Below are 12446 nucleotides of genomic sequence, written 5' to 3' on the forward strand. Positions count from 1 at the left end.
AATAGTAAATGAAATTTAGTAAAATGTTTATTCCAACAACAAAAGAGACTCCAAATGATGCAACTCTTCCATCACATCAATATTTAGTAAGAGGTGGATTTATAGCTCAAACTGGAGCTGGAATTTATGATTTTATGCCTTTAGGAAAAATTGTTTTAGAAAAAATTAGAGCTATTGTAAAAGAAGAGATGGATGAAGCAGGAGCAAATGAAGTTCAATTTGGTTTTGTTACACCACTTACTTTGTGGCAAGAATCAGGACGAGCTACAACTATGGGAGCAGAAATGCTTCGATTTAAAGATAGAAAAAATGGTGAGTTTGTTTTAAGTCCAACAAATGAAGAAGCTGTTGTAAATATGGTAAAAAATAGAATTACTTCATACAAAGATTTACCACTTCATCTTTATCAAATAAATACAAAGTTTAGAGATGAAGCAAGACCTAGATTTGGTCTTATGAGAGGAAGAGAATTTTTAATGAAAGATGGATATTCTTTTCATTCAAGCGAAGAGGATTTAGTAAGAGAATTCAATCTTATGGAAACAACTTATAAAAAAATCTATACAAAATTAGGTCTTGATTTTAGAGTTGTTGCAGCAGACTCAGGAGCAATTGGTGGAAGTGGTTCAAAAGAGTTTCACGTAATTGCTGATAGTGGAGAAGATACTTTAGTTGTTTGTGATTCTTGTGATTATGGAGCAAATATTGAAGCAGCGATAAGAAAACCTAAAACTTATAGTTTTGAAAGAAAATCAGATAGTAAAAAAATTCACACTCCTAATACTAAAACAATAGAAGAAGTTGCAAATTTTTTAAATATTTCAAAAGAACAAACAATAAAAGCTGTAATTAAAAAAGCTATTTATGAAGAAAAAACTCAGATTGTGATTTTCTTTGTAAGAGGAAGTGATGAATTAGAAGAGACAAAAGCTTGTAATGCAGTTAATGCTTTAGAACTAATTGATGCAAGTGAAGATGATATCAAAGAAGCTGGATTAGTTGCTGGATATTGTGGACTTTTTAATCTTCCTTCAAATATAAATTTTATTATTGATTTAGAACTTAAAGATGAAATAGGACTTGCTTGTGGCGCTAATGAAGAAGATTATCATTTAGTAAACACTGATTTATCAACTTTAAAAGATGTAAAATATTATGATTTAATTGCTGTTCAAGAAGGTGATATTTGTGCTTGTTGTGGTGGAAAGTTATCTTATACAAAAGGAATTGAAGCTGGACATATTTTCCAACTTGGAACTAAATATTCAAGTGCAATGAATGCAAACTTTTTAGATGAAAATGGAAAAGCAAAACCATTTATTATGGGATGTTATGGAATCGGAGTTTCAAGACTTGTTGCAGCTGTGATTGAGCAAAACCATGATGATAAAGGTTGTATTTGGACAAAAGCAACAGCTCCTTTTATGGTTGATATCATTGTTTCTAATTCTAAAAAAGAAGAAGAAGCAAAAGTTGGAGAAGAACTTTACTCTAAATTAAAACAAGCTGGAATTAGTACAATTTTAGATGATAGAATAAATGCTAGATTTGGTTTTAAAATGAGTGATTTTGAACTTTTAGGTTTTCCTTATGCAGTTGTAATTGGTAAAAAATTAGAAGATGGTTTAGTTGAAATTGTAGATAGAAAAACTTTAGAAAAAATTGATGTAAAAGTAGATGAAGTTATTTCTAAAATTTTAGAATTAGTTAAATAAAAGAGGCTTTTATGGAAATAGAAAAAGAGATAAGCAAAACAATAGAAAAATCAATAGAAAAAAATGTTGATGTCATCACAAGAGATTTGAAATCTTATATTCCAAATAATATTGTAGAAGTTATAGCAAGTCATGTTTTTTCATTTATTGTTGCTTTATTAATATTTTTTATTGGAAAGTGGATTGTAAATAAAATAGTTACTATTTTAGGAAAAGTTTTAAGAAAAATAAATGGAATCGATGAAACTTTAGTAAAATTTCTAGAAAATATCGTTTATTATGCTTTATTAACAGTTGTTATAATAGCAGCTTTAAATAAATTAGGAATTGCTACAACTTCATTTTTAGCAATACTTGGAGCGGCTGGTCTTGCTATTGGTTTAGCATTAAAAGACTCTTTAGGAAACTTTGCTTCAGGAGTTATGATAGTTATATTTAAACCTTTTAAAGTTGGTGATAGTGTAGTTGCAGGTGGAGTTACTGGAATTGTTACTGAAGTTACTATTTTTAATACAGTTTTTTTAACAGCAGATAATCAAAAGATAATTGTTCCAAATAGTTCAATTACTGGTGGAAGTATTACAAATGTAAATGCAAATGATACAAGAAGAGTTGATATAATTGTTGGAATTTCTTATGAAGATAATATAAAACATGCAAAAGAAGTTTTAGCAAATATTATAAATGAAAATTCAAAAGTTTTAAAAGATAAAGCAGTTGGAATTAATGTAACAGAACTTGCTGATAGTTCTGTAAATCTTACAATAAATGTTTGGGTTAAATCTTCTGATTTTGCAAGTACTAAAGCTGAACTTTTAGAAAGTATTAAAACAACATTTGATGAGGTTGGAATAACTATTCCTTATCCAAAACAAGAGGTTTATCAATATAATAAAAATTAATTTACCAAAAATATTAATTAGAATTTTAAACGATTTACAAGAGTTAGGCTCAAAGCCTATTCTTGTTGGTGGTTGTGTACGAGATAGCTTTTTAAACAAAAAAATTAAAGATTATGATGTAGAGATTTTTAATTTTGACTCTTTAAAAATATTAGAAAAATCATTAAAAAAATTTGGAAATGTCAACCTTGTTGGAAAAAGTTTTGGAGTTTTGACTTTAAAAATTGATGAATATGATTTTGATTTTTCTCTTCCACGAATTGAAAAAAAAGTAGGAAGTTCTCATACTGATTTTGAAGTTTCTACAAATGCAAATCTATCTTTTAAAGAAGCAGCAATAAGACGAGATTTTACTATAAATGCAATAGGATATGACTATTTTAAAAATGAGATTTTAGATCCTTTTGATGGAATGAACGATTTAAAAAATAAAATTATAAAACATATAGATGATAAAACGTTTGTAGAAGATAGTTTAAGAGTTTATAGAAGTGTACAATTTGCTTCAAGATTTGAATTTAAAATTGATGAAAATACAAAAATACTTTGTAAAAAAATAGTATCAAGTGGTGAATTAAAATTTTTACCAAAAGAGAGAGTTTTTGAAGAGTTAAAAAAACTTTTTCTAAAATCAAAAAAACCTTCTATAGGTTTGAGTCTTTTAAAAGAGTTTAATATTATGAATATTGAACAAAATTTAGAAGAAATTGATAATTTAGCTTTTATTTTAAAAGATAAAAATTATGATGATTTTAGAAAATTGTATTTATTTTTTAGTTGTTTATGCAAAGGTATGAATGAAAATGAAACTTTTTCTTTTATAAAAAATTTAACTGATGATAAAAAGTTTATAAAAAATATTTTGATTTTAAATGAAACAAATTTAACAAATGATATAAAAATATTAAAAAGACTCTCTTTAAAATTAAAACTTGAAGATTTAATAGTATTAAATCAAGCTCTTGGAAATACAATTTCATTAGAAGTTTTTGAAATATTAAAAAGTTTAGATATTTTAAATACTCCTATAAAATCTTTAATTTTGGGAAAAGATTTAATAAAATTAGGGTTTGTTCCTTCTGAAAAATTTAAAGAGATTTTAGATTTTGCTTTTGATTTACAAATTGAAGATGATTTATCAAAAAGTAACATAATAGAAAAAATTAGACAGCAGTATAAATTTTAAGCTAAACAACAAATGAAATTGTATATCATTTATAACTTTCAAAAAAGGAGAAATTTATGAAAAAACTTGTTACTTTAGTAGCAGCAGTTGGTCTTACGACTTCACTTTATGCAAATAATACAAATACAGGTTGTGGACTTGGTTCAATTGTTATCAAAAACCAAAACACTACAATATTACAAGCTTTAGCAGCAACTACAAATGGAACTTCTGGAAATCAAACTTTTGGTATTTCAAGTGGTACTTCAAATTGTAATAAACCAAATAACTTTGTATCAAATGACAAATTAAATCAATTCGTAAATGAAAACATGGATGAATTAGCTATGGATATTTCAGCAGGAAAAGGTGAAACTTTAAGTACAGTTGCAAAACTTATGAATGTTGAAGATACAAATGCATTTTCAGCTAAATTACAAGCAAATTTCTCAGAAATTTACTCTAGTGAAAATGTAACTTCTGCAAATGTAATTGATTCAATTGCAAAATACATCTAATTTTATAGAAAGAGGAATTAAGTATTTTATACTTATTTCTCTTTTTTTCTCAGCTTCAAACTCTTTAGAACTAAAAAATTACATCGAAGAACATAAACTTTATGAAAATTCTTATTGGGCAAAATTATTGCACTATAGAGATGGTATTAGTGAAATAGATTCAACTAACTTTTTTATATCAAATAATGGAAAAGAAAATTTAAAAGAAGAGTTATTTGAAACTATAAATTCTTTGGAAACTGGAACAAATAATGTTTTATGTAGATTTCCTTTAAGAGTAGAGTGGTTAAAAGAAAATATTCCAACTTTAGAAGAAAAAATAGTTCCATATTCTTGTGAAGAGTTAGACAAGTTTTTAGAATTGACAAATGCAAAATATGTAACTATGGTTTTTCCTACAGCTCATATAAATTCACCAGCTTCTATGTATGGACACACTTTTTTGAAAGTTGGCTCAGACAAAGAGACACCCCTTATTTCAAATGCTATAAATTATGCAGCAAAAACAGATGAAAAAAATGGTTTGATTTTTGCTTATAATGGACTATTTGGTGGATATGAAGGAAGATATTCAATAATGCCATATTATGAAAAGATAAAAGAGTACAACAACCTTGAACAAAGAGATGTTTGGGAGTATGATTTAAACTTATCTCAAGAAGAAATAAATAAACTTGTTCTTCATACTTGGGAGTTAAAAGATTCTTATGCAAATTACTATTTTTTCAAAGAAAATTGTTCATATAATGTTTTATGGTTATTGGAAATTGCAAGACCAAGTTTAGATTTAGTTAGTTATTTTGATTTTAAAGCAATTCCACTTGATACTATAAAAATATTAACAAAATATGATGGTTTAATAGTTGATTCAAGATATAGATACTCAAATTTGAAAAAGATGAAACATATTTTAAATGAAGAGATAGAAAATAAAGAGTTTTTAAAAGCTTATATAAATGATGAAATAGAACTACCAGATAGTTTAAGTCAAAGTGATAAAATCTCATATTTAGATTTTAAGATTGCTTATACTCAATATCAACGTTCAGAAGATGGAACTGAAAAAAAAGAGTATATAAAAAACTATTTAAAACTTTTAAAAGAGCGAAGTGCTTATAAACAAACAAGAACTTATAACATAAAATCACCTCTTGACCCACTTATTTCTCATGATTCAGCTAGAATTGGTTTATTTTATGATTCAAATGATAGTTTTGAAGCAAGTATAAAACCAGCATACAATGATATGTATGATATTGTTGATGGATATTTGCAAGGTGCATATATTGATTTTTTTGAACTAAATTTCAAAAAACAAAAAGATAAAGATGCAAAACTTGATAGATTTACACTTATTAAAATAAAATCATATTCTTCTCAAGATATGATATTTAAACCAATTTCTTGGGGAATTGATGCTGGTTATGAACATTTTAAAGATAAAGATGATTATTTTAAAATAAAACCAGAAGTTGGAGTTAGTTTTGGAAATGATAAAGATTTTATCTACTCAATGTTAGGTTCAAATATCTATTATAAAGGGAATGACCAACTATATTCAGCCGGAGTAAATATTGGATTTATTACAAATAGGATTGAAAACTTCAATATTGGAGTAAATTACACTTACGATAAATATAATAAAAGCTTAGAAAACAATCAATTTGAAGCTTTTACTACTTATAAAATAGATAGAAATTTAGCTTTAAATTTAAAATATATAAATGATGATTTATATGAAAAACAAGATAGAGTAAAAGTAGGAGTTATGTTCTACTTTTAAACTCAGTACTTATGGACGATAGATTTTATTAGGACTCCCATTTACTACATGAAAAACTGTAACTTGATATTTTTTTGAATAATATTTTAAAAGCAAATTTTGTAGTGTTGGCTCAATCGAAGGTGTAAACCAAGCATTATTTGAAGTCATTATTATATATCTTGTATCGCCCAAATTTTCATAAATTGTATCAGTTGTTCCTTCATAACAAATAGCATTTCTATATTTCTCACCTAAAACTACAAAATCAGTTGGTTCTGAAGCTTCCGTATAATCTTGCGCACCGTTATAAAAAGTTTTATTTATCAAATCAACAAAATATTTAGGAAGTGGAATTTTTTCACCAAAAGGAACAAGCACAACTTTTTGAGCGATTTTTACTTCACCATTACTTATATGATAAGTTGCATTAAATATTTGATTATTTTCAACATATAAAGCACCTGTAATTATATCGATACTAAAAGATAGATTTTTTAACTCATTTAGTAAAATAACATTTCTATTTAATGCAGTTGAAAAAGCAGTTTCAGGTAATATTACTAAATCTTTTTTTAAATCTATTGCTTTGTGTATTTCCTCAATATTTTTTGCATTTAGCTCTTTTTGGTACTCTTTTTGCCATTTTAAATCTTGATTTATATACATTTGTGGCATATAAATTTTTGCTTTTGGAGTATCTATATAAGTTCCTTTTCCAAAGTCAAAAATAAATAAAAGAGGAATAATTCCTAAAAGTTTATGTTTTTTTAGTTTTATAATAAAATAAAAAGATATAAGTATCAAAGCAAAAGCTATTTTTGAAGTGCTTATATAAGAGTCTATAAATAACAATTCAAATTTCATCCAATTAAAGCCAAAAGGAGCAAAAAAAGTAAATCCAAAAACCATCAATATTCTAATTGTAAGTTTATCTATAAAAGCAAATAAATAAAAAATTATTCCATAAACTAAACCAATTCCAAGTATTAAAACAGGAGTTAAATATTTTAAATCGTAGTATTGTAAACTAACACTCATCCAATTACACCATAAAATACCAGTAAAAAATCCTGCTATAAATAGAGCTTTTTTAGGAATTGTAAGTAAAAAGTATATACCTAAAAGACCAATTAATGTATTGATAATCTTTATTTCAATATCAAAATAACTTAGGTAAATAAACAAACTCAATAAAATTGCAGTTAACAAGCCTTTTATTATAAAGTTTTGGATAAAATATTCCCGTTTTAGCAAAAACATAATAAACCACTTTTAAAAAGGAAATTAGATGAATGATTTAGTAAGTTCATTGTTACCTCTTGTTGCATTGTTTGCTATTTTTTATTTTTTAATAATTAGACCACAACAAAAACAAGCGAAAGCTCATAGAGATATGGTTGCTAATTTAAAAAAAGGTGATAAGATTGTAACAAATGGTGGCTTAATGGTAGAAGTTGTTAAAGTAGAAGAGACATATTTTCTAGTAAAAAATAACGATGGAAGTGAAATGAAGCTAGTAAAAGAGTTTGTTGCAAAACTTTTAGAAGACTAAACTTTCTAAGATATGTATTCTTTACATATCTTAAAGCACCTTTTTAACCTGATTTAAGGAAAAAAATTGAAAAATTTTAATTATAAACTCGTAATTTTTCTCATTAGCATTATTTTTGGTATTGCATTGTCAATTCCATCTTTATTTCAAACAGAACACGGTAAAAAAATATCTTTAGGATTAGACCTTCAAGGTGGTTTACATTTACTTTTAGGTGTAAATACTCATGAAGCAGTAACTTCAAAAATAAAATCAGTAGCAACATCAATAAAATATTTTTCAGATGATGAAGAACTTTTAATTGATGGATTGACTATTTCAAATGATACTATTACTTTTTCTGTTTTAGATAAAGATGAAATACCTAAAATGGATACTATGCTAAAAGAGATAAAAGGATTGGATATTTCTATAACTGATTTAGAATATCGCATAAAACTAACTAAAGAAGATGAAATCAAAACAAAAGATTTTGCTGTTTCTCAAGCTGTTGAAACTATTAGAAATAGACTTGACCAATTTGGTTTGTCTGAACCAACAGTTTTAAGACAAGGTGAAACAGATATTGTTGTTCAACTTCCAGGAATAAAAACTGCTGAAGAAGAAAAATCTGCACGTGAACTTATTTCAAAACCTGCAAATTTAGAATTAATGGCAGTTGATGAAGATAGAGCAAGCCAAGTAAATAGTATGACATCTTCTCAAGCAGCAGCTTATGGTGATTTGATTTTAGAAGATACAAATGATTCAAATAAGAAATATCTTGTAAAAGAGATACCTATTTTAAATGGTAGTCAAATTGTTGATGCTCATGTTTCATTTAGTCAACAAAATCAACCTGTGATTGGATTTACACTAAATTCAGCTGGTGCAAGAATTTTTGGAGACTTTACTGCAAAAAATGTAGGTAAAAGATTGGCTATTGTACTTGATGGAAAAGTTTATTCTGCTCCAAATATCAATGAAAGAATTGGTGGAGGAAATGGACAAATTTCTGGTGGATTTACAGTTGCTGAAGCTGGAAATGTTGCAATTGCTTTAAAAAGTGGAGCTCTTCCTGCAACTGTAACGCTACTAGAAAAAAGAAGTGTTGGACCATCTTTGGGAGCTGATTCAATAAAAGCTTCTATGTTAGCATTAGTTTCTGGTACAGTTTTGATTTTCCTATTTATGATAGCTTATTATAGAAGAGCAGGACTTATTGCAAATGTTGCTTTAGTTGCAAATATTTTCATTATTATTGGAGTAATTGCTCTATTTGGTGCAACTTTAACACTTCCTGGAATGGCTGGAATTATTCTTACAATTGGTATGGCAATTGATGCAAATGTTATTATCAATGAAAGAATTAGAGAAGTTTTAAGAATGGGTGCAACAATACCAAAAGCAATTGAAGATGGATATTCAAATGCAATGAGAGCAATCGTTGATGCAAATATTACAACTTTATTAGTTGCTGTGGTTTTATACGCTTATGGAACAGGACCAATTAAAGGTTTTGCTGTAACTATTGCTATTGGTATTTTAACTTCAATGTTAACATCAATTTTAGGAACACAAGGTATTTATCAAGCAATATTACCAAAGATTGTAAAAGATAAAGACCATAAAAAATGGTTTGGAGTTAAATAATGGAAATTTTTAATCAGAAAAAAATCTATGATTTTATGGGTAAAAAGTGGCCTTTCTTGATTTTTTCAACTATTTTGATGATTATTTCATTGGTATTAGTTTTTACAAGAGGTTTTAACTTTGGTATTGATTTTGTTGGTGGAACAATTGTTCAAGTAAAATATGATCAAACTGCACCTATTGAAAAAATAAGAGAAGTTTTAAAAGATACTAAATATGCTAGTGCAGTTGTAACAGAGTTTGGTTCAACTGAAGAAGTAACTATTAGAATTACAGGAAGCAGCTCAGATTTAACACATGATATTAGTGATGAAATGAATAAAATTTTAGTTCCAACTGGTAATTTTGAGATTAGAAAAATTGATATGGTTGGTTCAAAAGTGGGTGCTGAACTTAGAGAAAAAGGTGTAATATCTTTAATTTTAGCTTTAGCTGCAATATTGATATATATTGGTTGGAGATTTGAGTGGAGATTTGCTATTGCGTCTATTTTAGGTCTTATTCATGATATTATTATTACTTTAGGACTTTTAAGTCTATTTAAAGTTGATATTAACTTAGATATGATTGCCGCTATTTTAACTCTAGTTGGATATACAATAAATGATACAATTATTGTTAATGATAGAATTAGAGAACAAGTTCAAATAACAAAAGAGAAAGATTTAGATAAGATTATTAATGAATCAGTTAGTAGAACTTTGTCAAGAACTGTTTTAACATCACTTTCAACTCTGTTCGTTGTAACAACGATGCTTATTTTTGGTGGTGAAATAATTTATTCATTCTCATTTACTTTATTTGTTGGAATTATAATTGGAACGTATTCATCTATTTATTTCGTTTCAAGTTTCTTAAAATTCTTTGGCTTCTCTGTTGATGATTATAGAGATAAAGAAGCAGAAAAAATAAAAAGAAAAAAAGATAAAGAAAAACTTCGTTCAATGTATGAACAAGGAACAATCTAAACAAAACATATTGATTAAAATACTCAAAGATAAAAATCTTTGAGTATTTAAATAAGGATTAAAAATATATGAAATCTAGTAAAGTATTATTAGGTATTGTAATTCTACTTTTAGCTATTTTAACTACAATTATTTTTAAAATAATTGATAGCAATAAAAAAGTTGAAGAAGAAATAGTAGAGAATAAAGAACCACAACAAAGTTCTATTCAAGATAGAAGAAATGCTTTAAAGGAAGTTTTTAAATAGACTTTTTATAAAGCAGTAAAAAGAAAAAATATGCACCTAAAAAGCTTAATGGTGCATATACATAGTTTTGTATTAAATCGTTAGCAAATAAATAAGCGACAAAATTTAAAAGAAATATAAATATCATAATCTTTAATAAACTATCCAAATATTTTTCCAAAGAATCAATTTTAATAATCTCTAATTTTGTTAAAACTACAACTAGAAAAAATAGATTAATGATTATCGAAAAAAAAGATAATTCAAAGTTTTTATTTTCTACTATATTTAGTGATTGTATGGCTATTGAGCCAATAATAATAGCTATTGAACCGTACCTTGCAAGGAACTCTAAATCAAGAAACTTTTTTAAACAACATTTTGATTTTGGCCAGAGAATTCTTCTTTTTTCTTTCATGTTTACTATTGTTGTCCATTATCTTTCATGTTGTTAAATATTGTTTCTAAATCAACATCGCCTTCTTCAACTTTTTGCATTGTTTGTAACTCAAATACAACAACTCTTTTGTCTTTTAAATTACCAGATTTATTTGAACCATAACCACTTGAATACAATCTATTACTTGGAATATTATATTTTAGAAGTTCTCTAATAACGTTATTTGCACGTGCTGTTGATAAATCTAAAGCATCTTTGTATCTTGATTTATTAACTTCGCTATCTTCTGCATATCCTTTTACATTTATTTCTGTGTCACTTGGCATTGCAGAAATAAGTTGTGCTAATTTTTTTAGAAAATCTGCTGAATCTGCACCAGATAATTCTGCTTTACCTGATTCAAAAATTAAATGAGCAGGAACACTCATAAAAGTTCCATCAGATAATTCTAGTAAGTTTCCACCTTTTGCATTTTTATTTTCTAATTCATTTTGTTTAGTAAGTGGTTGAACTACAGGTTTTCGTCCTTCATCAGGTTCATTTGTAGGATCAGTTGTCATTGATTTTTCTGTTTCTTCTTGCTCTTTTATAGTGTCTGAAGCTGCAAAATTATATATCTTCATAAACTCTTCTTTTAGAGCTTTTTGCTTTTCAACATTTATCGAAGCAAGTGCATAAAGCGCAATAAATAGTGCTAATAATAAGCTAAGAAAGTCTGCATAAGGAACTGCCCACTTTTCACCAGCTGGGCATTCACATTTACATTTCTTTTTTGCCATGTATTAAACTTTTAATGGCATTGCTGTTACCATTTTTGTTAGTTTTAGTTTTAATTCTCCTGGTGCATCACCTCTAGCCATACCTTTTGCTGCAGCTAAAATTAGTTGTTGTTCTTTTACTATAACGTGACCTTTTGATTTCATTTTTAATCCCCAAGGACCTAAAAACATATACGAACCAGCAATCCCTGTAACAGTTGCTGTAAACGCTCCTGCAATACCTGCAGCCATTTCAGCTGGATTATCTAATTTTTGTAAAGCCAAAATAAGTCCTAAAACGGCTCCAACAAGTCCCATTGTAGGACATGTTTCTCCAGCAAGCAACCAGTAATGAGATGCACTGTGATAATAGTGCTCTGTTTCTTCTATAACAGGTTCTAAAGATTCTTCGATTTGTTCTTCTTTTGAACCATCAATAACCATACTCAAAGCTTCTTTTAAAAATTCATGATTTATATTTTGTACATCTTTTTCTAAAGCAAGAACACCTTGTTTCTTAACAGTAATTGCATATTCGACTAATTCATCAATTCTAGCTTCAAAATTTATAGGCAACTTTTTAAATATCATCTTAAATTCTTTAAAAGCAGCAGATATTGCATGTGACTCAGTCGCTGTTACAGCAGATAACATAGCTGTTGGAATAACAATAAGAAAAGATGAAAAATGAAGAACGTGAAGAGGATTTCCTCCCTCCATTAAGTCACCAATTGAAATAGAAGCAACCGCACCAATCATACCTATAAGTACTGATAAATCCATATATTATCCTGAGAATTTTTTATATATTATACTATCTAAATATTTATTAAAAAATTCTCAT

General features: G+C 27.1%; 13 protein-coding genes. 9 read left to right on the forward strand and 4 right to left on the reverse strand.

The features are described 5' to 3' along the window. The first annotated feature begins 8 nt into the window (after nucleotides 1-8). Genes CKV87_RS01940 through CKV87_RS01960 form a run of 5 tightly spaced genes read left to right on the forward strand, consistent with a single transcriptional unit; the run spans nucleotide 9 to nucleotide 6083 of the window. Nucleotides 9-1715: a proline--tRNA ligase gene (locus CKV87_RS01940; RefSeq protein WP_012012217.1), complete on the forward strand. Its 1707-nt coding sequence runs from the start codon at nucleotides 9-11 to the stop codon at nucleotides 1713-1715. A gap of 11 nt (nucleotides 1716-1726) precedes the next feature. After that, nucleotides 1727-2617 (forward strand): mechanosensitive ion channel family protein, encoded by an 891-nt coding sequence (locus CKV87_RS01945; protein WP_012012218.1) that lies wholly within the window; start codon nucleotides 1727-1729, stop codon nucleotides 2615-2617. 58 nt (nucleotides 2618-2675) lie between these two features. After that, nucleotides 2676-3803: a tRNA nucleotidyltransferase/poly(A) polymerase family protein gene (locus tag CKV87_RS01950; RefSeq protein ID WP_080504828.1), complete on the forward strand. Its 1128-nt coding sequence runs from the start codon at nucleotides 2676-2678 to the stop codon at nucleotides 3801-3803. Between the two features lie 56 nt (nucleotides 3804-3859). After that, nucleotides 3860-4300, forward strand: a complete 441-nt coding sequence (locus tag CKV87_RS01955; RefSeq protein ID WP_012012220.1) for a DUF3015 family protein — start codon at nucleotides 3860-3862, stop codon at nucleotides 4298-4300. Beyond that, the gene (locus CKV87_RS01960; protein WP_012012221.1) at nucleotides 4284-6083 is read left to right on the forward strand and encodes an Lnb N-terminal periplasmic domain-containing protein; all 1800 of its coding nucleotides are present in this window, start codon (nucleotides 4284-4286) and stop codon (nucleotides 6081-6083) included. The genes CKV87_RS01955 and CKV87_RS01960 overlap by 17 nt, the downstream gene beginning before the upstream one ends. Nucleotides 6084-6092: 9 nt before the next feature. Here the strand turns inward: CKV87_RS01960 and CKV87_RS01965 are convergent, their stop codons facing one another. Next, nucleotides 6093-7325, reverse strand: coding sequence for an apolipoprotein N-acyltransferase (locus tag CKV87_RS01965; RefSeq protein ID WP_012012222.1), 1233 nt, complete (start codon nucleotides 7323-7325; stop codon nucleotides 6093-6095). Between the two features lie 28 nt (nucleotides 7326-7353). On the opposite strand from CKV87_RS01965, the gene yajC reads away from it, so the two are divergent. The 4 genes from yajC (at nucleotide 7354) to CKV87_RS01985 (ending at nucleotide 10465) form a co-directional block, all read left to right on the forward strand. Beyond that, a complete protein-coding gene (yajC, locus tag CKV87_RS01970; protein WP_012012223.1) occupies nucleotides 7354-7617 on the forward strand; it encodes a preprotein translocase subunit YajC in 264 nt (87 codons plus the stop codon). A 66-nt stretch (nucleotides 7618-7683) separates the two neighbouring features. Then, nucleotides 7684-9249: a protein translocase subunit SecD gene (gene secD, locus CKV87_RS01975; RefSeq protein ID WP_012012224.1), complete on the forward strand. Its 1566-nt coding sequence runs from the start codon at nucleotides 7684-7686 to the stop codon at nucleotides 9247-9249. Continuing rightward, nucleotides 9249-10217 carry a protein translocase subunit SecF gene (gene secF, locus CKV87_RS01980; RefSeq protein WP_012012225.1) on the forward strand — a complete coding sequence of 323 codons (969 nt, stop codon included), beginning with the start codon at nucleotides 9249-9251 and terminating at the stop codon, nucleotides 10215-10217. Before secD ends, secF begins: the two co-directional genes overlap by 1 nt. A gap of 68 nt (nucleotides 10218-10285) precedes the next feature. After that, complete coding sequence (locus CKV87_RS01985) at nucleotides 10286-10465, forward strand: hypothetical protein (protein WP_012012226.1); 180 nt, start codon at nucleotides 10286-10288, stop codon at nucleotides 10463-10465. Here the strand turns inward: CKV87_RS01985 and CKV87_RS01990 are convergent. The 3 genes from CKV87_RS01990 to motA are packed head-to-tail and all read right to left on the reverse strand — an operon-like array spanning nucleotide 10458 to nucleotide 12385. After that, a complete protein-coding gene (locus tag CKV87_RS01990) occupies nucleotides 10458-10862 on the reverse strand; it encodes a hypothetical protein (protein WP_012012227.1) in 405 nt (134 codons plus the stop codon). The genes CKV87_RS01985 and CKV87_RS01990 overlap by 8 nt on opposite strands. Before the next feature lie 5 nt (nucleotides 10863-10867). Beyond that, the gene (gene motB, locus CKV87_RS01995; RefSeq protein WP_012012228.1) at nucleotides 10868-11623 is read right to left on the reverse strand and encodes a flagellar motor protein MotB; all 756 of its coding nucleotides are present in this window, start codon (nucleotides 11621-11623) and stop codon (nucleotides 10868-10870) included. Between the two features lie 3 nt (nucleotides 11624-11626). Then, on the reverse strand, nucleotides 11627-12385 hold the full coding sequence (gene motA, locus CKV87_RS02000) for a flagellar motor stator protein MotA (protein ID WP_004510460.1): 759 nt from the start codon (nucleotides 12383-12385) through the stop codon (nucleotides 11627-11629). Nucleotides 12386-12446: the final 61 nt, after the last annotated feature.

Origin of the sequence: Aliarcobacter butzleri (genome assembly GCF_900187115.1) — a bacterium.
Lineage (GTDB): Bacteria > Campylobacterota > Campylobacteria > Campylobacterales > Arcobacteraceae > Aliarcobacter > Aliarcobacter butzleri.